Source organism: Pigmentiphaga litoralis, from assembly GCF_014651835.1.
In the GTDB taxonomy this organism is placed as follows: Bacteria; Pseudomonadota; Gammaproteobacteria; order Burkholderiales; family Burkholderiaceae_B; genus Pigmentiphaga; species Pigmentiphaga litoralis.
In genome coordinates, this window is the sequence record NZ_BMXQ01000003.1 from 216,294 (window position 1) to 240,401 (window position 24,108).

Sequence of the window (24,108 nt, forward strand, 5' to 3'; positions counted from 1 at the left end):
AGGTTGAAGAGGGGTACCGAGGGTGCCGCGGCGCGGTGCTGCCGGGCGCCCGCGCAAGACGAGCCCGCCGGCGGGTTCAGTCCGCCAGCGCCTCGGCCACGAGCGCGTAGCTGCGCACCCGCGATGCGTGGTCGTGAATGGTGGACGTAATGACGAGTTCCTCGGCATGCGTCGCGGCCGCCAGGGCCCCGAGCGATTCGCGCAGCTGGTCGGGGGTGCCGATGTGGATGCGGCTGCGGTTGTACTGGCGCAGGCCTTCTTCCTGGGCGGTGTATCGATAGGCCAGGGCCTCTTCCACGCTGGGCACCGGTTCGCCGCGCCGGCCGCTGCGGGTGCGCATCATCGTCAGGTCGGCCGTGGCGGCCAGGCGCGTGGCGTCTTCTTGCGTCTCGGCGCAGACCACCGACACGCCCAGCATGGCCTTGGGGTATTGCCCCAGGGCCGACGCGCGGAAGCGGTCGCGGTACAGGTGCATGGCTTCTTGCGCATGTTCCGACACGATGTGATGGGCATAAACAAAGCCCAGGCCGTTGGCGGCTGCAACCTGCGCGCCGTAGGTGCTCGACCCCAGGATCCAGATCGGCGGGCAGGCCACGCCCATGGGCGCGGCGCGCACGCGGGCATGCGGATGGCCTTCGGGCATCACGTCCTTCAGATAGCCCACCAGGTCGGCCAGCTGCTGCGGAAAGTTGTCGCTGTCATCGGCATTGCGCCGCAAGGCGCTGGCCGTGATGGGGTCGGTGCCTGGCGCACGCCCCAGACCCAGATCGATCCGGGTCGGGAACATGGCTTCGAGCATGCGGAACAGTTCGGCTACTTTCAGCGGGCTGTGATTGGGCAGCATGATGCCGCCCGAGCCCACCCGCAGCGTTGTCGTGGCAGCGGCCACGCGCGCAATCAGCAGTTCAGGCGCCGAGCAGGCCAGCATCGCGGTGTTGTGATGCTCGGCGAACCAGTAGCGGTGATACCCGAAGGTTTCGACCGCCTGGGCCAGTGCAATGCTGTTGGCGATGGCATCGGACGGCGTGAACCCCGATGGCACGGGGCACAGATCGAGTACGGAAAGCTTGAGCGACATGAGGCAGTGCCATTCGACGGGGATGCAGAGAGTGTGAACCCGCTGTGGTTTTCCCGCAACCCGAGAGCCGTGTCAGGGCGTTGCGCCGATCGCCACCGGCCGGCCGGGGTCGGCGCACCACTCGCTCCACGATCCGGGATAGAGCGCAGACCCGTTCAGCCCGGCGTGTTCCATGGCGAGGATGTTGTGGCAAGCCGAGACGCCCGACCCGCATTGATGGATCACCTGGTCTGCCGGCACTTGGCCTAGCAGGGCCGCGAATTCCTGTTGCAGGACGGCGGCCGGCTTGAACGTGCCGTCGGGCTGCAGGTTTTCCTGGAAGGGCCGATTCAAGGCGCCCGGAATGTGGCCCGCCACCGGGTCCAGCGGCTCCGTCTCGCCGCGGTAGCGAGCGCCCGCACGCGCATCCACGACCGTGGCAGCGCGGGTGCGCAGATTGGCCAGCATGTCTTGCGTGCTGACGGTGGGGCCCAGGGGCGGCTGTGCAGGGGCAGACGACATCAGGGATTGCGCGCCAGCTTGCTCCGCGGTCGTGCCCGCGCTGCCCGGCATGGCAGGGCCGGCCGTCATCTGCTGTTGCTGCTGGACTGCGCTGTCGGCGTGGGCGATCGCGTCATCGTTCACAGGACCGCTGTCGACCGGGAAGCCGCCTGCCTCCCACCCTTTGAAGCCACCATCGAGCACCGCCACGCCGGCATGACCCAGCCAGCGCAGCATCCACCAGAAGCGGCCCGCGGATTGCCCGGTGTGGTCATCGTGCACGATCACCTGGGTATCGGGGCTGATGCCCAGCTGCGCGACCAGTTTGCGGAACGTATCGGGATCGGGAAGAGGATGCCGCCCGTTCTGGCCGGTATGCCGGCCGGCCAGCTGGGTGTCCAGGTCGACGAAGCGGGCGCCGGGGATACGCGAGCGCGCGTGCGCGTCGCGTCCGTGGGCCGGGTTCATGAGGTCGTGGCGGCTGTCGATGACGAGCCAGTTCGGCTGGCCCAGATGGGCGGCCAGTTCCTTGGCGGAAATCAGGGTGGTGAACATGACGCTTCCTTGGCGGGAGGAGGTGAGAGCCGGGCGCGTCGATGCGTGCCTATCTGGACGCGGCCGACACTGCCATCGTACGCCAGGTCGACACCAGCCCCGCCGCGGCGATCAGGACAATGCCTAACCACGCGAAGCCATCGGGCGAATCGTGCCAGAACAAAAAGCCCAGCAGCACCGAAAACGGAATCGTGGCGTACTGCAGGACGGCCGACAGCGCGGCGGACCCCTGGCTGAATGCCCGCGTCATGGCGAACTGGCCAAACAGGCCGCTCAACCCCACGCCCAGCAGCAGCGCCCAGCCGCCCCAGGTTGGCGCCACCCAGCCGGTGGCCGCGGTGGCCGCCCCGCCGGTCAGCACGGTGCTGAGCGAGAAGAACAGCACGATGCGCCATTCGGCTTCCCCCGCGCGGCCCAGGCTGCGCACCTGCATGACGGCCAGCGCGGTGGCGCCGCCGGCCAGCAGGCCGAGCAGCGAAGCCAGCCACTGGGCGTTGTCGACGTCGGGCCGCAGGATGGCGATCACGCCCACGAAGCCCAGCGCCACCGCGAACAGCCGCAGGCGGTCTTCGCGCAAACTGCCCTGGAACATCATCCAGGCCGCGATGAACAGGGGGGAGGTGTAATTGAGCGTGATGGCGGTGGCCAGGGGCAGCCGCGACATGGCGTAGAACGAGAGGCAGATCGACGCCACGCCCGCGATGTTGCGCATGACGTGGGACCGCCAGGTGGTCGGAATGATGGGCTTGCCTGCCCACAGCGCCCAGCCCAGGATGCCGACGGCGGTAGGAACGCCGCGAAACAGAATGATCTGCGAAAGCGGAACTTCGGTCGACACCAGTTTGACGAACATGGACATGATCGCGAACATCAGGGAGGCGAACAACATCCAGAGTGCTTGCATTGGCGTAGGCGGAAAAAAAGGCGTGGAGCGGAGGCGTGTGACGATTGTAGCCCTGTACGAGGGTATCTACGGGGGAACCCCAGGATGCTTATGTCCGGGCTCCGGCTCTTGAACCTTGCGCGACCGTTACCATATACGTCTGTGACGGGCGGGCGCTGCGGGGCGCTGGCCCGATTGATCGAAGGTTCTCGGAGAATTTACCCCTCATGAAACGCATTGTGCTTTTCATCATGACCAACATCGCCGTCATGCTCGTGCTGACGGCGACCCTGAGTATTCTGGGTGTCGGCCGCTTCATGGACGCCAACGGCCTGAATATCCAGTCGCTGGCCATTTTCTCGCTGGTGGTCGGTTTCACCGGCGCCATCATCTCGCTGCTTCTGAGCAAGAAGATGGCGCTCTGGAGCACGGGCGCCCGGGTGCTGGATCCGAACGCGCCGGTGAATCGCGAAGAGATCTGGCTGCTCGACACCGTCAACCAGCTGGCTGACCGGGCCGGTATCGGCCGGCCGACCGTTGCCATCTATGAAGGCGAACCCAATGCCTTTGCAACAGGCGCGTTCAAGAACGAGGCGCTGGTGGCCGTGTCGACCGGGCTGCTGCGCGGCATGACCGAAGAAGAAGTGTCCGCCGTGCTGGCGCACGAAGTCGCGCACATTGCCAACGGCGACATGGTCACGCTGACCCTGATCCAGGGCGTCGTGAACACTTTCGTCGTGTTCCTGGCGCGGGTGGTCGGTTACTTCGTCGACCGCGTGCTGCTCAAGAACGAGCGTGGGGGTGGCATCGGCTACTTTGCGACGGTGATCGTCTGTGAACTGGCCTTCGGCATCGTGGCGTCGATCATCGTGGCCTGGTTCTCGCGCCAGCGTGAGTTCCGTGCCGATGCCGGCTCGGCCCACCTGCTGGGATCGCGTGAACCGATGATCCGGGCCCTGGCCCGCCTCGGGAACATGGCTCCTGGCGAATTGCCCAAGAACTTCCAGGCGTCGGGTATCTCGAGCGGCGGCGCGATCTCGGCTATATTCGCCTCGCATCCGCCGATCGAGGATCGCATCCGCGCCCTTATGGCGGGCGGACAGCCTCGCTGATCGGTTACTTCGCCCGGGCAGGCATGCCCGGGCGTTGCACTGCCAGGCCCCGCGTGTCGGGGCCTGATCGTTTTCAGGGCGCCTTGATCACCTGGGCGCTTCGGGATCCGCCGGTATGCTTCGCCGTTGGTCCTCGCCGTTGTTCCTCGCCCTTGTTCCTCTCACCCTTGTTCCTTGCCGCGGTCCCGTGCCATTGCCCCCGGTTCCGCACCACCGTCCCCCTCAGGTTGCCCAGCATGACCGCCACATCCCCGACACCTTCCCGTACCGAAGCCCGCGATGCCAGCGAAGCCCGCGACGATGCGAACCGCCAGCCCGTGGACGACTTCCTGGCGCTGGCCCGGCAGGCGCTGGCGGACGGCACCGTGGTGACCTTGGTGCTGGCCGGGTACCGGGGGGACGGCGACCTGAAACGGGTGCAGGCGCGCGCGGTCGTGTTGAAGGACCTGCCCATGCTGTCGCTGCTGTACCGGCACGCGACGAAGGACATCACCAAGAACTTTCCGGTCGAAGAGGGGCTGCAGACGCTGCGCGCCCTGCTGGGCAGCGACTTTCGCAACGCGCAACTGACCACCCGCACGCAGGATATCCAGCTGGCCTTCAGCAAGAAAGGGAAGGCCACCTTGCGGGTCGGTAAGGCGCAGCAGACAGGTGCAGGCGCGGCAGAAGGGGAAAACACGGAGCCGTCCACCACCGGCCACAACCGCGAAAAGCACCGCTACCTGGACCTGGACCGGCCTTTCCTGGTCGAGCTGGGCGTGACCGATCGCGACCATAAGCTCGTGCCGGCCATGTCGCGCAAATGGAAGCAGATCAACAAGTTCATCGAAGTGTTCGCGGCAGCCTTGTCGGCGTCGCCCGCGGCGGCTTCCCGCGAGGGATCCGGCCCGATCCGCGTTGCCGATTTTGGCTCGGGCAAGGGCTATCTGACCTTCGCCATCCATGACTACCTGCAAGGCGTGCTGGGCAGACCGACGCAGGTGACCGGGGTCGAACTGCGTCAGGAACTCGTCGACCTGTGCAATGGCGCGATCGAACGCCTGGGGCTGCAAGGTCTGAACTTTGACGCTGGCGACGTGCGCAGCTATGCGCCACAGCCGCTCGACGTCATGATCGCGCTGCATGCCTGCGATATCGCGACCGACTACGCGATCCACATGGGCATACGCGCAGGCGCGTCGGTCATCATGTGTTCCCCGTGCTGCCACAAGGAAGTGCGGCCGCAATTGCTCAGTCCGCATCCGCTGCGGCCCATCCTGCAGCATGGCGTCCACCTGGGTCAGGAAGCCGAAATGCTCACGGATGGCATCCGGGCGCTGCTGCTGGATGCCGCAGGCTACGACACGCAGGTGTTCGAGTTCATTTCGCTGGAACATACCAACAAGAACAAGATGATCCTGGCCGTCAAACGCGCCACGCCCAAGCCGCCCGAACCGGTGCTGGCGCAGATCGACGAGATCAAGCGCTTCTACGGTATCAAGGCGCAGTGCCTGGAAACCCTGTTGAAAGCCGACGCCCTGGTCTGAGGAGGCCGCATGCCTGCCGAACGTATCGTAGTGAACGCGCCTGACGGCGCCTGCCCGGCGTATGTAGTCAGTCCCGCTGAGGGCTCCGCAGCCGCTGCGCCTTGGCCTGCGGTTATTTTCTACGGCGATGCAGGTGGCCTTCGGCCGGCCATGGTCGAGATGGCCGACACGGTGGCCGCCGCGGGCTATCTGGTGCTGGTGCCCGACGTGTACTACCGCGTCGGGCCCTACACACCCCTGGTGCCCAAGGAAGTGTTTGCAGGTGACGTCGGCGCCGTTCTCGGGCCGCTGATGAGCACCACCGGCAACGACAAGGCGGCCGGCGACACCGAGGCGTTTCTGGCGTGGCTGGATGCGCGAGAGGACGTGCGCAAGGGCAAGGTCGGGGCGGTGGGCTTTTGTATGTGCGGTGGCATGGCCCTGTCCGCCGCGGCAGCATGGCCGGACCGTTTCGGTGCGGTGGCGAGCTTTCACGGTGGCAATCTTGCGTCCGATGACCCCGCCAGCCCGCACCTGCGCGTGGGCGCCATACAGGGCGACGTTTATATTGCCAGCGCCGAACGGGACGAGTTCTATCCCCCGGCCATGGCGGCGCGATTCGAAGCTGCGTTGAATGAGGCTGGCGTGACCTATACGGCTGAAGAATATGCAGGCGCATCGCACGGCTGGATGGTCCCGGACTTTCCGGTATATGACGCAAACTGCGCAGAACGCGGATGGACAGCGCTGATAGCGTTGTTCGATCGAACACTCAAGCCATCATGATGAAGCCGGAATGAAAAACGGCCCCGTCGGAGGACCGACGGGGCCGTTCTGCAAACTACCGAGCGCCAGCAGCGGCACGGCGTGCCACTGCCAGAGTCAGGTGCCGATTAACGGCCCTTGACGCGCAGGTCGTTCTTGACGCTTTCCACGCCTTCAACCGAGCGGGTGACCGCGACGGCACGAGCGATCTGCTCGCTGGAATCCACGAAGCCCGACAGTTGGACCGTCTTGCGGAACGTCTCGACGTTGATGTCAACGGAGCGGATGTCCTTCGTTTCCAGCAGCTTGGCCTTCACTTTTGCGGTGATGGCGGCGTCAGCCGAGTATTCGCCAGCGGATTGCTGCGTGCGGGTCTGTGCGCAACCGGCCATCACAGTCGAAGTACCGATAATGCCAGCGATCAAAAGGGTACGGAAGTTCATGGTTGATTCTCCTTGGTAATGCTTATTTTCGAAATACGCCGCCGAGCAGCGACAATACTGCGAGGACGATGAATATAAAGAACAGAATCTTGGCGATGGAGGCGGCGCCGGCAGCGATACCGCCAAAGCCCAGGACTGCCGCGATTATCGCGATAATGAAGAAGACGACAGCATAATGCAGCATGTTCCCTCCCACCTTACTCATACCGGACCAGGGCGGATACTGAACCCGCTTGATTCTGGTACTTCCCCAATTACATGGCTGCGCCAAGGTTTCGTACAGAACGACCCGCTTCCAGGTCGGTGATCTTCAACTGCCATGCGGCTTTTGAAAAATTATCAAACCCTGAAGCGATGTGTAAAAGTTACGCTGCGGCCCGGGTTTTGGCAAGGCGGCTGTGTGTGGATTTGTAATGGCCTATCGCCCGGATTCCATTAAACCGTCGCAAAAGCCGCGCCCGGGCGACGTTACGACCTGACACCGGTTCGATATACCTGCGTAAACCAGAAAAAAAGGCGTCCGTTGTTTCGGACGCCTTTGCGACGGTTGGTCAGGAAAGTTACTGATCTGCTAGAGATTTTCCGGTTCGTTCATGGCAGAGCGATACCACTCATGGAAATGCTGCATGCCGTCTTCCATGGGCGATTGATACGGACCGACCTCGTTCGTGCCGCGTTCGAGCAGGATGCGGCGGCCTGCATCCATGCGCTCGGCGATCTCGTCGTCTTCCACGGCCGTTTCCATATAGGCAGCCTGCTGGGCCTCGACGAACTCGCGCTCGAAGTGGACGATGTCTTCGGGGTAATAGAACTCGACGATGTTCACGGTCTCTTGCGGGCCCTTGGGATACAGCGTCGACAGCACGAGCGTGTGCGGGTACAGCTCGATCATGTGGGTCGGGAAATGCGTGACCCAGATGGCGCCGAAGTCAGGCGGCTCGCCATTGCGGTATTCCAGCACCTTGTCGTGCCAGCGCTGATAGACCGTCGAGCCGGGGTGTTCGAGGTCCTGGTGCACCCCGACCTTCTGCAAACTGTAGAAGTCGTTGAATTCCCAGCTCAGGTCATCGCACGTCACGAAGCGGCCGAGTCCGGGATGGAAGGGGCCGACGTGATAGTCCTCAAGGTAGACCTCGATGAAGGTCTTCCAGTTGTAGTGGCAGACGTGCGTTTCCACCCGGTCGAGCACATAGTCGGACAGGTCGAATTCCGGGCGGCCAAGCAAGGCGGATAGTTCGCGACCCGCGTGCCGGTCACCCAGGCGCGGGGCCTCGAACAAGGACCCGTTCCAGTCCTGCAGCGCGAACCGTTCCAGGTTCAGGCACGGGTTTTCGCCGAACAGCGGCGCGCCGATCAGCTTGCCTTGCCCGTTGTACGTCCAGCGATGCAGCGGGCAGACAATATTGCCGGTGACGCCCAGATTGCCGGTACTGGGCGCGTCGGCATACCGCCGGGCGCCCTCGCTGCCCACGGATCCCTTGCCCAGCATGACCGCCTGCCGGTGACGGCAGACATTGGAGACGAGTTCGACACCGTGCTGGTTGCGCACCAGCACGCGGCCATCGTTTTCCTGAGAGAGGGTCCGGTAATCACCGACTTCCGGGAGATTGTTCCGATGCCCGACGTAGTTGGGCGACCGGTTGAAAATGGACTGCATTTCGCGCTTGAAGCGCGCGTCATCAAAATAGGCACTGACAGGAAGCTGCGCTCGGCTCGCTGCCACGTGTTCCACGCGACCGATATCGGTCATGACTTCCCTCCGCGTGAGTGGTAGAGCCGGCCTCAACAAGGGATCCCCCCCTTACGCAACCTGGGGAGGCATGGTGGTATTCCCGTGTGTGTTGTACCGGCGCGAAGAAAATGATCTGGCCGATCAAGCTTGGTATTGTACCCAGTCCTTGTCTATAAGTCCGGCAGCCGGCTTTTTCAAGGGCGCACGTGGACGCATCTGCTCACACGCCTGAGCGGACCCGATCAATTACAATTGCGGGTTCGACTCTCCATGAGTTTGCAGGAGGCTTAATGGCCGAAAGTTTGGACCCCCTCGCAGGGGACGCCGTGCCGATGGATTCGGGCGCTGCCGCGGGCGAAACGAAGGACGCTGCGCCGGGCAAGGACGCTGCAAAGCCCGCCGCAAAGGCCGCCGCGCGCAAGGCCGCTGCCGCCGCGCCTGCGCTGCCGCAGGATTTCGAGACGGCGCTGGCCGAGCTCGAAGGACTGGTCGCGCGCATGGAAGACGGCTCCCTGCCGCTTGAAGCGTCGCTGCTGTCGTACAAGCGCGGCGTGGACCTGGTGCGAGTGTGCCAGGAGCGCTTGGCGCGCGCCGAAAACCAGGTCAAGGTCCTGGAAGGCGAACTGCTTCGTCCAATCGAAGACAGCGAGGATTGAGCACGATGAAGGCGGATTTCCAGACGTGGATGGGCACCTGCGGCGAACGGGTCGAGATGGCCCTGGCGCGGGTGCTGCCACCGGCTGAACTGGCCCCGACCCGCTTGCATGAAGCCATGCGGTATGCGGCGCTGGGCGGCGGCAAGCGCGTGCGGCCCATGCTGGTGTACGCGGCGGGCGAAGCCTGCGGCGCCACCCCTGCAGCCGACATGGCGCTCGACGGCGCAGCGGCCGCGGTCGAATTCATCCACGTGTATTCCCTGGTCCACGACGACATGCCCTGCATGGACGACGACGCGCTGCGGCGCGGCCGTCCGACGGTGCATGTCCAGTACGACGAAGCCTGCGCGCTGCTGGTCGGCGACGCCCTGCAGACGCTGGCGTTCGATGTGCTGTCCCAACTGCCGCTTGCGCCGGCCCTGACGGTGCAGGCCATACAGGTCCTGTCGCAGGCGTCCGGCAGCGCGGGCATGGCGGGGGGCCAGGCGATCGATCTCATGAACGTCGGGCAGCAGCTCTCGCTGGCCGAACTCGAAGGCATGCACCGCCTGAAAACGGGTGCCTTGCTGCGCGCAAGCGCCGCCCTGGGCGGCATCGTCACGGCTGCCACGTCGGAACAGCGCCGGGCGCTCGACGCCTATACGCACGCCGTCGGCCTGGCCTTCCAGGTCGTCGATGACATCCTGGATGTGACCGCCGATTCAGGCCAGCTTGGCAAGACGGCCGGCAAGGATGCCGCCGCCGACAAGCCTACCTACGTGTCGCACCTTGGGCTGGACGAGGCCCGCAGCCTGGCCGAAAGCCTTCGGCAGCAGGCGCATGCCGCTTTGGCACCCTTCAATGGAGCGGCCCAGCGCCTCGCGGAGCTGGCTGACTTCATCGTGCTGCGCGACCGATAACGGAGACATCGCCAACCATGTCCACAGATCTGCTCAATCGTATCCAGTCGCCCGCCGACCTTCGCGCGCTCGACCGCCGTGACCTGACGCAAGTGGCCGACGAGCTGCGTGCCTTCGTCCTCGAGTCGGTGTCGCGCACGGGCGGCCACCTGTCGTCCAATCTCGGCACGGTCGAACTGACGATTGCCCTGCATTATGTTTTCGACACGCCTCATGACCGCATCGTGTGGGACGTGGGTCACCAGACCTATCCGCACAAGATCCTGACCGGCCGCCGTGACAGTATGGCCACGCTGCGGCAGGCGGGCGGCATTTCAGGCTTTCCGAAGCGGACGGAATCCGAGTACGACGCGTTCGGCACGGCCCATTCGTCGACCTCGATCTCGGCGGCGCTCGGCATGGCAGTCGCGTCACGCAATGCAGGCATGGACCGGCAGCACATTGCCGTGATCGGCGACGGATCGATGTCGGCCGGCATGGCCTTCGAAGCGCTGAACAACGGCGGCGTCACGTCCGACATCAACCTGCTGGTGATCCTGAACGACAACGATATGTCGATCTCGCCGCCGGTCGGGGCGCTGAACCGCTACCTGGCGCGTCTGATGTCGGGGCGCTTCTACGCGGCTGCCAAGAATGTCAGCAAGGCCGTGCTGGCGCACGTGCCGCCGGTGCTTGAACTGGCGCGCCGCCTGGAAGAGCATGCCAAGGGCATGGTCACGCCGGCCACGCTGTTCGAAGAACTGGGCTTCAACTATGTCGGCCCGATCGACGGGCACGACCTGGAATCGCTGGTGCCGACGCTGCAGAACATGCGCAAGCTGACCGGCCCGCGCTTTTTGCACGTGGTGACGCGCAAGGGGCAGGGCTACAAGCTGGCCGAAGCGGATCCGGTGCTGTATCACGGCCCTGGCAAGTTCGACCCGGCTGTCGGCATCCGCAAGCCCGGCACGCCGCCCAAGCAGACCTTTACCCAGGTATTTGGCGACTGGCTGTGCGATACCGCCGCGGCCGACATCCGCCTGGTCGGCATCACGCCTGCCATGCGCGAAGGCAGCGGCATGGTCGAGTTCGAACAGCGCTTTCCGAACCGGTACTTCGACGTCGGCATCGCGGAACAGCATGCCGTCACGTTCGCGGCCGGGATCGCCTGCGAAGGGCAAAAGCCCGTGGTTGCGATCTATTCGACCTTCCTGCAGCGCGGTTACGACCAGCTGGTGCACGACGTCGCGCTGCAGAACCTGGATGTCACGTTCGCGCTCGACCGTGCCGGTCTGGTCGGCGCCGACGGGGCAACCCACGCCGGCAATTACGACATTGCCTTCCTGCGCTGCATCCCGAACATGGTGATCGCCACGCCGTCCGACGAAGCGGAGTGCCGCCTGCTGCTGTCCACCTGTTACGAACACATCGGCCCATCGTCGGTGCGCTATCCGCGCGGCGCGGGCCGGGGCGCGATGCCTGCCAGGACGCTGGACACCGTGCCGGTCGGCAAGGGCGTCGTGCGCCGCGAGTCGTCCTCGGCGGCGGCGGACCGTGGCGTCGTCATCCTGGCCTTCGGCACGTTGCTGGTGCCCGCCATGGCGGCCGCCGACGCGCTCGACGCCACCGTGGTCGACATGCGTTTCGTCAAGCCGCTGGACCGCGATCTGGTGCTGGAACTGGCAGCCCGGCATGCGGCGATCGTCACCATCGAAGAAGGCTGCCTGATGGGCGGCGCAGGCAGCGCCGTGACCGAGGCGCTGAATGCGGCGGGGGTGACCATGCCGGTGCTGCAATTGGGATTGCCCGATCAGTTCGTCGATCATGGTGACCAGGCCACCTTGCTCGCCGGACTGGGGCTGGACGCGAAGGGGATCGAGGCGTCGATCCGTACGCGGTTCGCGAAGGTGCTCGCCGTGCCGGCTACCGCTGCAGCCCCGCAGGCCAAGGTGGCAGCCGCCTGACGGGTGGTGGTTCGGCTGGCTTGTTTCGGTCGCGCCATGCACAACGGCCCGGTATCACGTCGATACCGGGCCGTTTTTTATCGGGCCGTCTTGTCGCGGCCGTCAGGGTGGCGGCGTATTGGTCGTTGAATGGGTCGTTGATTGGGTCGTTGATTGGCTCGTCAACGTGGCGCGCCGGTCAGTCGCGAAAGTTTTCGTAGCCCAGCGGCAGATCGGTCACTTCTTTCTTCAGCAAGGCGATCGCGGTCTGCAGGTCGTCGCGTTTGGCGCCCTGGATACGGACCGTGTCGCCCTGGATGCTGGCCTGCACCTTGATCTTGCTGGCCTTGATCTGGGCCACGATCTTTTTGGCGGCGTCTTGCGGCACGCCGTCCCGGACGGTCAGGACCTGCTTGACCTTGTCACCGCCGATCTTCTCGACCTTGCCGTGGTCCAGGAAACGCACGTCCACATTGCGTTTGGTCATCTTGCCCAGCAGCACGTCCAGCACCTGGCCCAGCTGGAAATCGCTGTCGGCATACAGGGTCACTTCCTTGTCCGCATGCTCCACCTTGGCGGCCGAGCCCTTGAAATCGAAACGCGTGCCGATTTCCTTCATGCTCTGGTCGACGGCATTTTTCAGCTCGACCTGGTTGGGTTTGCAAACGACATCGAATGTAGGCATCTTTGGCTCCCTTGGCTTCTTCTTGGCGGCGTGGCGCGAATCGGCATTCGCCGCGATACCCGCAATTGTAGTCAAGTAAGATGGACGGTCGCGGCGCCAGCGCTTCCCGGCCCCGGTATCTTTGATCGTCATCCCTAGAATCGCCCGTGACCTCGTCCTTTCCCCCGCCCGCACCGCAGAATCTTTCCGCCTTCAACACCTTCGGCCTTGCCAGTCGCGCCGCCGCCTACGTACGTCTGGATGACCCCGCGCAGCTGCCGGCCCTGGCCTCGCTGGCCGGCACCTACCCGTCGCTGTTCGTGCTGGGCGGCGGCAGCAACGTCGTGCTGCCAGCTACGGTCTCGGGCCTGGTCGCGCACATCGCCACCCGCGGCATTCGCCGTCTCGTTGACAAGGACGGCAGTCGGATCGTCGAAGCTGCCGCTGGCGAAAACTGGCACGACTTCGTTACCTTCTGCACTGGCCAGGGCTGGGATGGTCTGGAAAACCTGGCGCTGATCCCGGGCACCGTGGGTGCGTCGCCGGTCCAGAATATCGGCGCGTACGGCGTCGAACTGATGGACCGTTTCGACAGCCTGACCGCCTATGACCTGCAGACCCGGCAGTGGGTCGACATGGACGCGGCCGCCTGCGGCTTCGCCTATCGCGACAGCCGCTTCAAGGCCGAACCCGGCCGCTGGATCGTCAGCGCCGTGCGCTTTCGCCTGCCGCTTGCGTGGCAGCCGGTCATCGACTATCCCGACCTGCAGCGTCACCCCCGCCTGGCCGCCACGACGCCCACCGCCCGCGCCATCTTCGACGCCGTCTGCGAAATCCGCCGCAACAAGCTGCCTGATCCCGCCGTGATTGGCAACGCCGGCAGCTTCTTCAAGAACCCGGTCGTACCGGCCGGTCAGTACGCGGAACTCAAGGCGCTCTTTCCCGAGCTGGTCGCCTACGCCCAGCCCGACGGGCAATGGAAACTGGCCGCCGGCTGGCTGATCGATCAATGCGGATGGAAAGGGCGCGACCTGGGCCGCGCCGGTGTCCATGCCCGCCAGGCCCTGGTGCTGGTGAACCGGGGCGGGGCGCAAGCGGCCGATATCCTGGCGCTGGCCGAGGCGATCAGGAAGGACGTGGCCTTGCGCTATGGCGTGCAGCTGGAAGCCGAGCCGGTGGTGGTCGGCGGCGGGCAGTAAGCAAGCCCGGCCGGCAAGGCGTGCCGGCAGGGCGCGGCGGCAATTACGGTAGATCGCCCGGCTCACGCCGCGCGGTGCCCGACAGGTGACGGCGTATCGAGCGCGCCCAGGCACATGACTGCCCGCGGCAGATCGGCAATCGAGTCCACGACCAGATGCGCGCCGGCGGCGTACAACCGCGCCGCCGCCTTTTCACGCACAGCGCTGAGCGCTTCGGGCGAGAGTGCGTCCAGTTCCTCCAGGGTCAGCCCCGCTTCGTTGCCTGACAGGGCCAGGCCGACGCACCACATGCCGGCGTTGCGTCCTTCTTCGATCCCCGGCGCGGTGTCGTCGACCTTGATGCACTTGCGCACGTCGCCCACGCCCAAGGCCAGCACGTTGGCCAATGCCATGTAGGGACCGGGGCGGCCGCCTGCAGGCAGGTCATCGCCCGCCACGGCGTGGTCGGGGGCAATGCCTTGCGCGGCGGCGAGCGGAAGCAATACGTCGAGCACCTGGCGTGGGTAGCCCGAACACGACCCGATCTTGAGTCCCTGGTCGCGCAGCCACGCCAGGGTGGCGACGGCGCCCGGGATCGGTGCGGAATAGTCGCCCACCTTCTCGATCTGCATGGGCATGAAGCGGTGGTAGATGGCGTCGATATCAGCGTCTGTCGCAGCCCGGCCGCACTGCGCCCGCCATTGCGTGGCGATGGCAGGTGTCTGCAGCAGCGTCCGGATATGGTCGCGTTTGGACAGGCCCATGGGGCCGCGCGCCTGGTCCAGCGTGACCATGATGCCGAAGGCGGCAAAGGCTTCGACGAAGATCTGCGTGGGCGCAAGCGACCCGACATCGACCAGGGTGCCCGCCCAGTCGAAGATGACGGCGTCGAAGCGCCCAGGGGGCAGGGAAGGAAGCAGGGCGGATTGAGGCATGGCGTGAGGCTTTCAAATAAGGAGGAATGAGGACGTGAATTGGAAGGGCGGGAAGCTCGGGCGCATGGGGCGAGGGCCATGAAGCGCATCGGCAGGAAGCCAAGGGGCGCTTGAAGCTTGGCCCCAGGTCAGGCGGCCGTGATGAAGTTGCGGCCGCGCGGGCCGCGCAGCGCGTCGTCGATGCGGTGATGCCAGTCGCCGGCGCTGATGCCGTAGTGCTGCGGGTCGGTGCTGACGCCGACGCTTTCCAGGAAGGCGGTCAGGCCGGCGATGGCGGTGGGCCCGTCATGCGTGTGGAAGATGGCGCACAGATGCAGGTCGACATCGGCGTCGTGGCCGAGCGCCATGGTCATGATGCGGGGCAGGCTGAAGGAACACGCAATGCCATGCGCCACGCCATGTTCCAGGGTGATGTCGTACGACAGCGAATGCGCAAGCGCCGTGCGGGTGTTCGAAAAGGCCAGTCCGGCCTGCAGGGCAGCGGTCGCCAGGTGGTCCCGCAGGTCGACCCGACCGGGCGACGCCAGCAGTTCGGGCAGGACCTGCACGATGCGCCGCGCCGCGGTCACAGCCAGCGCCATGGATACCGGATTGCGATTGACGTTCCAGATCGACTCCAGCGCATGCGACAGCGCGTCCAGGCCGCTGGCCACGGTGGCGGCCCGGGGCAGGGTCGTCATCAGGGTGGCGTCGATGACGGCGGCTTCGGGCCAGGTCCAGGGCAGGTGCAGCGACAGCTTGCGGCCGCTGGCGTGGTCCCACACGGTGGCCCAGGGCGTGACTTCGCTGCCAGTGCCGGCGGTGGTCGGAACGGCGATCAGCTGCCGGTGACCCTGGCTGGGGGGAAGGGCGCCGCCCTGCATGGCGGCCAGCAGCGCGTCGAAGCGCCCGCCTTGCGTGCGGGTCAGCATGACTTTGGCGCAATCGATGGCGCTGCCGCCACCGAGTGCGATGACGCATTCCGCATCCGGGTGATCGCGCCACAGCCGCTCGTACATCGGCGCCAGCCAGGCGACATCGGGATTGGGCGCGATGCCGGTTTCGACGGCGACCAGCCGGTCCTGCAGCAGGGTGCGCAGTCTGTCGACCAGGCCCAGGGCGACGGCTTCAGGAAAGGCGATCAGGATGGCGCGGCGTTGGCCGAGCAAATCGGGAAGCGCCTGGAGCGCGCCTGCACCGGCATGCACGTCGACAGGATTGTGATAAGACCACATGGAAAGAGCTCGCAAAGACCCGCTGCGAGGGTTCGTGTGAACCCGCAGGCATCGGAAAAAAGGGGGGCGCCGGGAAGGCGGGGAACGAGGTGGCCGAAGGTGGCGGCGGGTGGCGGCATGTGCCGCCGCCGTACTGGCCGCCCGATTGGTTGACCGGACCGGCCGACCTGACCCGACGACACAATCGGCCGACCTGATGCACAGACCTGATCAGCCGATCTGTTCAGCCAATACCGTCAGCCGTGCCGGCCGTTGTGCTGGATACGGTGCCGCAGCCGGTTCGAGACCGCATCCGCCGCAATGACCATGACGGTGATCACGATGATGCAGGTCGCGGTTTCCTGATATCGAAACAGTTTCAGGCTGCTGACCAGTTCGAAGCCCAGGCCGCCGGCGCCGACCATGCCGAGCACCGTGGCGGATCGCAGATTGACTTCGAAGCGATACAGCACGACGGCGATCCAGGCGGTGATCACCTGCGGCAGCACGGCAAACACGATGACCTGCAGCGGCCGGGCGCCCGTGGCGCGCAGCGCTTCGACCGGTCCCTGGTCGATCTCTTCGATCGCCTCGGCAAAGAACTTGCCGAGCATGCCGGCGCCGTGCAGCGCCAGGGCCAGAACTCCCGGGAAAGGGCCCAGCCCCACCGCCGATACGAACACCAGGGCCAGAATCAGTTCGTTGATGCTGCGCACGATATTCATGCCCTGACGTGTGATGCGGTAAGCCCAGCGGTTGCTCTGCAGATTGCGCGCCGCCAGGAAAGACAGCGGGACCGCCGGCACCACCGCCAGCAAGGTGCCCCAGATGGCGATCTGTATCGTCTCGATGGCAGGCGCCCATAACCGGCCCAGAATGCTCCAGTCAGGCGGCATGGTGCGTCCGGCAAAATCCAGGATCTGCGGCAGGCCGGATGCCAGTTCACCCCAGCTCAGCTGCGCTCCGCCGGCGCTCCACTGCAACGCCCATACGGCGGCGGCGACGGCGATGCCCAGGGTCAGCCAGGATTGTGTCGAACGCGGGCTGGGCCCGGTCCAGGTATAGGACGTGGTGTCGCTTCTCATGATCCCTCCGCCAGCGCGGGAGTGAATGGCACGGCGTGCGCCCCGCGTGCGGGTTGCGCGGCGGTCTGCGGCGCGGATTGATAGATCCGTGCAATGTCGGCGTCGCCCAGCGAGGCCGAATCGCCGTTGAAGACCACGCGGCCATGCGCCAGACCCACAATCCGGTCGGCGAATTCACGCGCGTAGTCCACCTGGTGAAGATTGCAGACCACCGTAATGCCGAGGTCGCGCGACGCATCACGCAGATACTGCAGCACCCGGCGCGCCGAATGCGGGTCCAGGCTGGCGACCGGTTCGTCCGCCAGGATCACTTGCGGGCGCTGCGCCAGGGCGCGGGCAATGCCGACGCGTTGCATCTGCCCGCCAGACAGCGAATCGGTGCGCGCATGCGCCTTCTGCTCCAGCCCCACCCGGGCCAGGCATTCCTGGGCCAGGGCAATGTCGCTGCGCCGGAACAGGTGCAGGATCGAGGCCAGCGTGGACACGGAACCCAGCCGGCCGGTCAGCACGTTCTTGAGCGCCGTCAGCCGCGGCACCACGTGGTGGTGCTGGAAAATCATGGCGACCTGGCGGCGCAAGGCAGCCGGATCCGGACAGCACACGGCATCCAGGTCGCCCATGCGCAGTTCGCCTGAATCGGCCACGGTCAGCCGGTTCATGCATCGCAGCAGGGTGGATTTGCCGGCGCCCGATTCGCCCAGCACCACCAGGAATTCGCCCGCCGCGGCATCCAGATCAACGCCGCGCAGCACGGCGTTGTCGCCATAGTGTTTGGTCAGTGCGCGGATGCGGATCACTTCATGCTCCTGAGGTCCAGCTTGAGCACCTTGGCCGTGTCGCGCACCACGTCATAGGCGGCGTCGCTCGTGGGCTGGAAGCCGTTCAGCACGCCCTGGTCACCCCACGGAAGATCCTTGACGTTGGCCAGCGCCTGCTGCAGCTTGGCCTTGAGCGCCGGGTCCAGATCCTTGCGCCACACCATCGGCGATTCAGGAATGGGGTCCGACGACCACACGACCTGGATATCGTCGCTCTTGACCTGGCCCTTTGCGATCGCGCTGGCCAGAATGCGGTCCGCGACGGCAGCCGCATCCACTTTCTTGTTGGCGACGGCCAGGATGCTGGCGTCGTGCGAGCCCGAAAAAATCACGCGGCCAAAGAATTTGTCGGGGTCGATGCCCGTGCGCATCAGGCCTGCCTTGGGAAACAGGTGGCCCGACGCGGACGTGGGATCGACGAACGCAAAGTTGCGGCCCTTCAGGTCTGCGGGCTTGGAAATGCCGCTGTCCTTGCGCGCGATGATGACGCTTTTGTAGGCGCTTTGCCCCGTCTTCTTGGTGACGGCGACGGCAAACGCCTCGACGTTGGCCATCGAACTGGCCAGCACGTACGAAAAGGGGCCAAGGTAGGCGACGTCGAGTTTTTTGGAGCGCAGCGCTTCGATCACGCCGTTGTAGTCCGTGGCCACGAAAGGCTTGACCGGCATGCCCATCTGGTCGCGCAACTGGTCGAGCACCTGGCGGCTGCTCTCGATCATCGCCTGCGAGTCTTCGGCGGGAATCAGTCCGATGGACAGCGCGTCGGCGGCAAGCGCGGGCGCCGGCGCGGTGGCCACCCCGATCAGCAGCAGGGCAGCGGCAAGGCGGCGGGTCATGGGAAGCAGGCGGGTCATCGTGGTCTCGTCGGTGTCTGTTGGCGTGTCGACAAGGCTACGGACCGCGTGTGACACGGCGATATCAAGACAATCACAAATTTGTCATCGATCCATTGATAGGATCTATGGATGACCACCGCCCGCATCCGCGCCTTCCTTGCCGTTGCCCAGCATGGCAGCTTCAGTGCGGCCGCCCGCGCCGTCGGGCTGAGCCAGCCGACCCTGACAACCCAAGTCCAGGCGCTGGAACGCCTGCATGACGTCCAGCTTTTTCATCGCCGGGGCCACCAGGTCCACATGACCAGCGTCGGACAGCGGCTGTTGCCGATCGCCCGCCAACTGGCCAGCCTGGAAGCCGACGCCTACAACCTGCTGCATGACAGCGGCGAATTGAATGGGGGCGACCTGAAGCTGGGCGCGGTGGGCCCGTTTCATGTGATCGAGATGGTGGCGGCCTACCGGCAGCGCTACCCGCGGGTGGACGTGTCGATCCGCATGGGCAATTCCTCTGCCGTGTTCAACGACCTGCAGACCTACGCGGTGGATATCGGCGTGCTGGCGCGTTTCCATGACGCCGAAGGCTACAGCGCGACGCCCTATGCCCGTCATGCGCTGATCCTGTTCGTGCACCGTGACCACGCCTGGAGCGGCCGGCGATCGGTGCCGCTGGACGCCCTGCATGGTCAGCCGCTATTGCAGCGGGAAGAAGGATCGAGCACGCGCCGCGCGCTGGGCGACGCCATGGCGGCGGCCGGGGTGGTGCCTCGAATCGTCATGGAAATCGGCAGCCGGGAAGCGCTGCGCGAAGCGGCGGCGCGCGGCATTGGTATCGGCGCCGTGTCCGAAGCGGAGTTCATTCCCGACGAGCGGCTGGTGCCGCTGCGGATCGATGGTGACCCGGCGGTGACCGAAACCTATCTGTATTGCCTGGAAGAGCGCAGGCAGACCCGCATCCTGCGCTCGTTCTTCGAAGTGGTAGGCCCGCTGCACCGCAAGGGTGCGATGTAGGCGGGAGGCACCCGGCGGCCCGCGTGCTTACGCCGCCATCGCGTACCGCTGAACGAACCCTTGCAGCATCTGCTGCGCGTGCGGCGTGGGTTGCAGTTCCGCCCGCAAGGTCGGGACGTCGAAGCCTTCTGCGCCCAGCTTGGGTTCGTAGTGGTTCAGGTAGGTGGTCATCACGCCCGTGCAGAACTCGGGGTGATATTGCGTCGACAGCATGTGTTCGTTGTAGCGCACGATCTGATGCGGATCGTGCGACGACCTGGCCAGCACCTGCGCGCCCGGGGGCAGTTGCAGCACGCTTTGCTGGTGGATGAGGTGGGCGTAGAAGCGGCTGGGCAGATCGCCGATCAGCGGGTCGCCCTGGGCGCCTTCCAGCAGTTCGACGGCCTGGGTGCCGACTTCGCGGCCTTGCGGGTGGTAGCCGACCTTGCCGCCCAGTGCGTGCGCGATCAGCTGGTGGCCGTAGCAGATGCCCAGAATGGGCAGGCTGACGGCAACGGCGCCGCGGATCCAGGCCGCGGTGCGTTCGCTCCAGTCGGCGCCATCGGTCACCATGGCGGGCGACCCGGTGATCAGTGCTGCACAGTACCGCTCGGGCGCTTCCAGCGTCTCGCCCTCGTGGACGGCAACGACGCGGATCTCAGCGTCCGACAAGCCCGCCGCGTTGCGGATCATCTGGCTGAAATTGCCGTGACGCGTGTGGATGGCGTCGGGCGGAAGCCCGGTCTGGATGATGACGATGGGAAGGCGCACTGCCTGGGACATCTCGACCACCTGTTGGCACATGGAAAATCGGCTGGCACGGACAATTCGGTGTCCATGCACCATCAAACCTGAATATTCGGGAATGCAAAAGCGGGACGGCACAAGGTGTCTGCACAATCCAACGCCCCATACACAATCGGCGGCCCCGAAGGGCCGCCGATTGACGTTGCCCTGAGCGGGGCGGTGACGCGGTAGAACGGACGATCAGCCCCGCTGGCGGCGGGCGTTTTCGGCGATGCGCATGCGCAGCGCGTTCAACTTGATGAAGCCGCCGGCGTCGGCCTGGTTGTAGGCGCCGCCGTCATCGTCGAACGTCGCGATGGTCTGATCGAACAGCGTGTTCTTCGAGTCGCGCGCGACGGTATACACGTTGCCCTTGTACAGCTTGACCCGCACCCAGCCGTTCACGGCCGCCTGCGTATGGTCGATCAGGATCTGCAAGGCCTTGCGCTCGGGGCTCCACCAGTAGCCGTTATAGATCAGGCTGGCGTAGCGAGGCATCAGGTCGTCCTTCAGGTGGGCGACTTCGCGGTCCAGCGTGATCGATTCGATGGCACGATGGGCGCGGAGCATGATGGTGCCCCCCGGGGTTTCGTAGCAGCCGCGCGACTTCATGCCGACGTAGCGGTTTTCGACCAGGTCCAGACGGCCGATGCCGTGCTTGCCGCCGATCTCGTTCAGCGCGGTCAGCACTTCGGCAGGCGTCATGCGCTTGCCGTTCAGGCCGACGATGTCGCCGCCTTCGTATTCGATGTCCAGGTACTCGGCCGCATCGGGCGCTTCTTCAGGCGACACCGTCCAGCGCCACATGGCGGCTTCGGCTTCGGCCTTGGGGTCTTCGAGGTGGCGACCTTCGTAGCTGATGTGCAGCAGGTTCGCGTCCATGGAGTAGGGCGCGCCGCCTTGCTTGTGCTTCATGTCGATGGCGATACCGGCCGCTTCGGCGTAGGCCAGCAGCTTTTCGCGCGACAGCAGGTCCCATTCGCGCCAGGGGGCGATCACCTTGATGCCCGGTTCCAGCGCGTAATAGCCCAGTTCGAAACGCACCTGGTCATTGCCCTTGCCGGTCGCGCCATGCGACACGGTGTCGGCGCCGACCTGGCGGGCGATTTCGATCTGGCGCTTGGCGATCAGCGGCCGAGCGATCGAGGTACCCAGCAGGTACTCACCTTCGTAGACGGTGTTGGCGCGGAACATGGGATACACGAAGTCGCGCACGAACTCTTCACGCAGGTCGTCGATGAAGATGTTCTCGGGCTTGATGCCGAATTTGATGGCTTTGGCGCGTGCAGGCTCGACTTCTTCACCCTGGCCGATGTCGGCGGTGAAGGTGACGATTTCGCAGTTGTAGGTATCCTGCAGCCACTTGAGGATGACAGAGGTGTCGAGGCCGCCAGAGTAGGCGAGGACGACCTTATTTACTTCGCTCATTGATATTCCCAGACATGGACGTGAGCGCCGCGCAGGGGAGGGGCGCGGTGCGGCTAAGCGGCCGGTCGAGGTCACCGAGGTGCATGCGGCTGCTGACAGCCTGACATACGCCCGGGATCAAACAATCGCCCCCCGGCGTAAACAGGGCGATCGTTGATTGTACTCAAGCGATGCGGGTGCGGGGCCGGATCACAGTCTTAATTGTGCAATGAACAACAATTCGGGCTTGCCCGGGGGTGGGCAAGGCCATCAGGAAGGGCGGGCTGTTGAGACGGCTGGTGCGTCGGCCGCGCCCCGGCTGCTGCGTGCGTGGGGTTTCCTGCCGGCCCGGTCCCCGATCAGTCCAGTCTGCCCAGCAGCAGGAATTCCATCAGGGCCTTCTGGACATGGAGGCGGTTTTCGGCCTCGTCCCAGACCACGCTTTGCGGGCCGTCGATGACGTCGGCGGTGACTTCTTCACCCCGGTGCGCCGGCAGGCAGTGCATGAAGATGGCGTCGGGATCGGCCACGTTCATCATGTCGGTATCGACGCACCAGTCGGCAAAGGCCTCGCGCCGCTCTTCGTTTTCGGCTTCAAACCCCATGCTGGTCCAGACGTCGGTCGTGACCAGGTGCGCGCCCTTGCAGGCGTCCATGGGATCGGTGAACTGCTTGAGCCGTTCGGTGGTGATCAGGCCGGCGCGTTCGGGTTCGACTTCGTATCCGGGCGGCGTGGACACGTTCAGGTTGAAGTCGAGCAGTTCGGCGGCCTGCAGCCACGTGTTGCACATATTGTTCGAATCGCCGATCCACGCGACCGTCTTGCCCTGGATCGGGCCGGAATGCTCGATGTAGGTGAAGATGTCGGCCAGGATCTGGCACGGATGGAATTCGTTGGTCAGCCCGTTGATGACTGGCACGCGCGAAAATTGCGCGAAACGTTCGATCTTGGTCTGCTCGTAGGTGCGGATCATGACGATGTCGACCATGCGCGAGATGACCTGCGCCGAGTCTTCGACCGGTTCGGAACGGCCGAGCTGCGAGTCGCCCGTCGTCAGGTGGATGACCGAGCCGCCCAGCTGATACATGCCGGCTTCAAACGACACCCGGGTGCGGGTGCTGGCCTTCTCGAAGACCATGGCCAGGGTACGGTCGTGCAGGGTCAGGTGCGGTTCGTAGTTCTTGAACTTGCGCTTGATGAGCGCGGCGCGGTCGAACAGGTAGTCGAGGTCGCTGCGGTCGAAGTCGGTGAATTCAAGAAAGTGACGGATGGGCGCGGTGTTCTTGCCCTTGGCTGTCAGGCCGATGTTGGCCGGGACTGCGGTGCCGGATGGTGCGGTGCCGGGTGTTGCGGAAGGGGACTGCTGGGTAGGTACGGTCATGCGGCGCCTCCGACGGAACTGCCGAATCAGCGGGCAGGGGCACAGGTGTACCGCGCGGGCTATCGACTCATCGGCTTCGTTTTCACGGGAAGCCGACATGATACCCGACGGCGCAGGGCAATCCCATGACGGGCGTGGGTGTTTTGGTCCTGGCGTGGCCGGGCACGGGGCCTTCGGCAAAGCCGCAGGCGGGTTTCGGGCTGGCAATACGGTACAATCCCTGACTGCCTCGTTCGAGGTCGTCCCCTCATTTCCCCTGTTGATCAATGGCTGACAGCGTTAGGCGTTTCATTATCCAAGGCAAGACTTCCAGCGGCAGCACGTTCCGTCCAAGCGACTGGGCCGAGCGTCTGGCGGGGGTCATGTCGGCATTCCGGCCGCCTGGCAGCGTCGCCAACCACCTGACCTATTCTCCGTACGTCGTGCCCAGGCACATCGACGGGGTCAAGTGCGTGGTGGTCGATCCCCGCCTGCGGGATCTGGAGCCGCTCGCCTGGCAGTTCGTGATCGACTTTGCCCGCGACAACGACCTGACGACAGTGGAAGCGTATGTGGACAAGCCGCCGGTAAAGTGAACGGGCGGGGCGGTCTGTGCGGCCGAAAAGAAAAAAGCTACGCCGCGGCGTAGCTTTTTTTCGTCATGCTTTCTTCGTCCTGCGTTGCTGCATTCTGCGTTTCTGCGTCCGGCACCGGTGCGGCCTGCGCGCACAAACGCCCAGCGGGCAACCGCATGACTGCTGGTTGCCCGCCGGGCGTGGATACAAGCTCACTGCAAAAGCTCACTGCAAAAGCATCACTGCAGGAGCT

General features: G+C 65.1%; 24 protein-coding genes. 9 read left to right on the plus strand and 15 right to left on the minus strand.

Features of this window, described 5'->3' with window-relative positions:
* Positions 1 to 76 precede the first annotated feature (76 nt).
* The 3 genes from IE116_RS24040 to IE116_RS24050 all read right to left on the minus strand — a co-directional run bounded on the left by IE116_RS24040 (position 77) and on the right by IE116_RS24050 (position 3,017).
* Positions 77 to 1,078 carry an LLM class flavin-dependent oxidoreductase gene (locus IE116_RS24040; protein WP_189616224.1) on the minus strand — a complete coding sequence of 334 codons (1,002 nt, stop codon included), beginning with the start codon at positions 1,076 to 1,078 and terminating at the stop codon, positions 77 to 79.
* Positions 1,079 to 1,150: 72 nt separating this feature from the next.
* Positions 1,151 to 2,113 (minus strand): sulfurtransferase, encoded by a 963-nt coding sequence (locus IE116_RS24045; RefSeq protein WP_189616226.1) that lies wholly within the window; start codon positions 2,111 to 2,113, stop codon positions 1,151 to 1,153.
* A 49-nt stretch (positions 2,114 to 2,162) separates the two neighbouring features.
* Positions 2,163 to 3,017, minus strand: coding sequence for a DMT family transporter (locus tag IE116_RS24050; RefSeq protein ID WP_189616228.1), 855 nt, complete (start codon positions 3,015 to 3,017; stop codon positions 2,163 to 2,165).
* Positions 3,018 to 3,223: 206 nt separating this feature from the next.
* Between IE116_RS24050 and htpX the strand changes: the two genes are divergently transcribed.
* From htpX to IE116_RS24065, 3 genes are all read left to right on the plus strand, one after another.
* The gene (gene htpX / locus IE116_RS24055) at positions 3,224 to 4,108 is read left to right on the plus strand and encodes a protease HtpX (RefSeq protein WP_189616230.1); all 885 of its coding nucleotides are present in this window, start codon (positions 3,224 to 3,226) and stop codon (positions 4,106 to 4,108) included.
* A gap of 236 nt (positions 4,109 to 4,344) precedes the next feature.
* The gene (locus IE116_RS24060; RefSeq protein WP_189616232.1) at positions 4,345 to 5,634 is read left to right on the plus strand and encodes a class I SAM-dependent methyltransferase; all 1,290 of its coding nucleotides are present in this window, start codon (positions 4,345 to 4,347) and stop codon (positions 5,632 to 5,634) included.
* Between the two features lie 9 nt (positions 5,635 to 5,643).
* Positions 5,644 to 6,399, plus strand: a complete 756-nt coding sequence (locus IE116_RS24065; protein ID WP_189616234.1) for a dienelactone hydrolase family protein — start codon at positions 5,644 to 5,646, stop codon at positions 6,397 to 6,399.
* Between the two features lie 107 nt (positions 6,400 to 6,506).
* Here IE116_RS24065 and IE116_RS24070 read toward each other — a convergent pair whose 3' ends face one another.
* From IE116_RS24070 to IE116_RS24080, 3 genes are all read right to left on the minus strand, one after another.
* Complete coding sequence (locus IE116_RS24070) at positions 6,507 to 6,821, minus strand: BON domain-containing protein (protein WP_189616235.1); 315 nt, start codon at positions 6,819 to 6,821, stop codon at positions 6,507 to 6,509.
* Positions 6,822 to 6,843: 22 nt separating this feature from the next.
* Entirely contained in the window at positions 6,844 to 7,005 is a 162-nt protein-coding gene (locus IE116_RS24075; protein ID WP_179590317.1) for a DUF1328 domain-containing protein, read from the minus strand.
* 387 nt (positions 7,006 to 7,392) lie between these two features.
* Positions 7,393 to 8,571, minus strand: coding sequence for an aromatic ring-hydroxylating oxygenase subunit alpha (locus tag IE116_RS24080; RefSeq protein ID WP_189616237.1), 1,179 nt, complete (start codon positions 8,569 to 8,571; stop codon positions 7,393 to 7,395).
* 425 nt (positions 8,572 to 8,996) lie between these two features.
* Between IE116_RS24080 and IE116_RS24085 the strand changes: the two genes are divergently transcribed.
* The 3 genes from IE116_RS24085 to dxs are packed head-to-tail and all read left to right on the plus strand — an operon-like array spanning position 8,997 to position 12,051.
* The gene (locus IE116_RS24085) at positions 8,997 to 9,209 is read left to right on the plus strand and encodes an exodeoxyribonuclease VII small subunit (RefSeq protein ID WP_229828906.1); all 213 of its coding nucleotides are present in this window, start codon (positions 8,997 to 8,999) and stop codon (positions 9,207 to 9,209) included.
* A gap of 5 nt (positions 9,210 to 9,214) precedes the next feature.
* Entirely contained in the window at positions 9,215 to 10,108 is an 894-nt protein-coding gene (locus IE116_RS24090) for a polyprenyl synthetase family protein (RefSeq protein WP_189616239.1), read from the plus strand.
* A 17-nt stretch (positions 10,109 to 10,125) separates the two neighbouring features.
* A complete protein-coding gene (dxs, locus tag IE116_RS24095; protein ID WP_189616241.1) occupies positions 10,126 to 12,051 on the plus strand; it encodes a 1-deoxy-D-xylulose-5-phosphate synthase in 1,926 nt (641 codons plus the stop codon).
* A gap of 178 nt (positions 12,052 to 12,229) precedes the next feature.
* Here dxs and IE116_RS24100 read toward each other — a convergent pair whose 3' ends face one another.
* On the minus strand, positions 12,230 to 12,715 hold the full coding sequence (locus IE116_RS24100; protein ID WP_189616242.1) for a YajQ family cyclic di-GMP-binding protein: 486 nt from the start codon (positions 12,713 to 12,715) through the stop codon (positions 12,230 to 12,232).
* Between the two features lie 146 nt (positions 12,716 to 12,861).
* On the opposite strand from IE116_RS24100, the gene murB reads away from it, so the two are divergent.
* A complete protein-coding gene (murB, locus tag IE116_RS24105) occupies positions 12,862 to 13,893 on the plus strand; it encodes a UDP-N-acetylmuramate dehydrogenase (RefSeq protein ID WP_189616244.1) in 1,032 nt (343 codons plus the stop codon).
* Positions 13,894 to 13,955: 62 nt separating this feature from the next.
* On the opposite strand, the gene phnX is transcribed toward murB, so the two are convergent.
* The 5 genes from phnX to phnD form a co-directional block, all read right to left on the minus strand.
* The gene (gene phnX, locus IE116_RS24110) at positions 13,956 to 14,807 is read right to left on the minus strand and encodes a phosphonoacetaldehyde hydrolase (RefSeq protein WP_189616246.1); all 852 of its coding nucleotides are present in this window, start codon (positions 14,805 to 14,807) and stop codon (positions 13,956 to 13,958) included.
* 128 nt (positions 14,808 to 14,935) lie between these two features.
* On the minus strand, positions 14,936 to 16,021 hold the full coding sequence (gene psrA / locus IE116_RS24115; protein WP_189616247.1) for an iron-containing alcohol dehydrogenase PsrA: 1,086 nt from the start codon (positions 16,019 to 16,021) through the stop codon (positions 14,936 to 14,938).
* Positions 16,022 to 16,257: 236 nt separating this feature from the next.
* Positions 16,258 to 17,085 (minus strand): phosphonate ABC transporter, permease protein PhnE, encoded by an 828-nt coding sequence (phnE, locus tag IE116_RS24120; protein ID WP_189616249.1) that lies wholly within the window; start codon positions 17,083 to 17,085, stop codon positions 16,258 to 16,260.
* Positions 17,082 to 17,882, minus strand: a complete 801-nt coding sequence (phnC, locus tag IE116_RS24125; RefSeq protein WP_189616251.1) for a phosphonate ABC transporter ATP-binding protein — start codon at positions 17,880 to 17,882, stop codon at positions 17,082 to 17,084. The genes phnE and phnC overlap by 4 nt, the downstream gene beginning before the upstream one ends.
* A complete protein-coding gene (phnD, locus tag IE116_RS24130) occupies positions 17,879 to 18,739 on the minus strand; it encodes a phosphonate ABC transporter substrate-binding protein (RefSeq protein ID WP_189616632.1) in 861 nt (286 codons plus the stop codon). Before phnD ends, phnC begins: the two co-directional genes overlap by 4 nt.
* Before the next feature lie 129 nt (positions 18,740 to 18,868).
* Between phnD and IE116_RS24135 the strand changes: the two genes are divergently transcribed.
* Positions 18,869 to 19,747 carry a LysR substrate-binding domain-containing protein gene (locus IE116_RS24135; protein WP_189616253.1) on the plus strand — a complete coding sequence of 293 codons (879 nt, stop codon included), beginning with the start codon at positions 18,869 to 18,871 and terminating at the stop codon, positions 19,745 to 19,747.
* A 27-nt stretch (positions 19,748 to 19,774) separates the two neighbouring features.
* On the opposite strand, the gene IE116_RS24140 is transcribed toward IE116_RS24135, so the two are convergent.
* The 3 genes from IE116_RS24140 to argF form a co-directional block, all read right to left on the minus strand.
* On the minus strand, positions 19,775 to 20,509 hold the full coding sequence (locus IE116_RS24140) for a glutamine amidotransferase (RefSeq protein ID WP_189616255.1): 735 nt from the start codon (positions 20,507 to 20,509) through the stop codon (positions 19,775 to 19,777).
* Between the two features lie 204 nt (positions 20,510 to 20,713).
* Positions 20,714 to 21,940 carry an argininosuccinate synthase gene (locus IE116_RS24145; RefSeq protein ID WP_189616257.1) on the minus strand — a complete coding sequence of 409 codons (1,227 nt, stop codon included), beginning with the start codon at positions 21,938 to 21,940 and terminating at the stop codon, positions 20,714 to 20,716.
* Positions 21,941 to 22,278: 338 nt separating this feature from the next.
* The gene (gene argF, locus IE116_RS24150) at positions 22,279 to 23,301 is read right to left on the minus strand and encodes an ornithine carbamoyltransferase (protein ID WP_189616259.1); all 1,023 of its coding nucleotides are present in this window, start codon (positions 23,299 to 23,301) and stop codon (positions 22,279 to 22,281) included.
* A gap of 266 nt (positions 23,302 to 23,567) precedes the next feature.
* Between argF and IE116_RS24155 the strand changes: the two genes are divergently transcribed.
* Positions 23,568 to 23,876 carry a DUF3579 domain-containing protein gene (locus IE116_RS24155; RefSeq protein ID WP_189616261.1) on the plus strand — a complete coding sequence of 103 codons (309 nt, stop codon included), beginning with the start codon at positions 23,568 to 23,570 and terminating at the stop codon, positions 23,874 to 23,876.
* Positions 23,877 to 24,108: the final 232 nt, after the last annotated feature.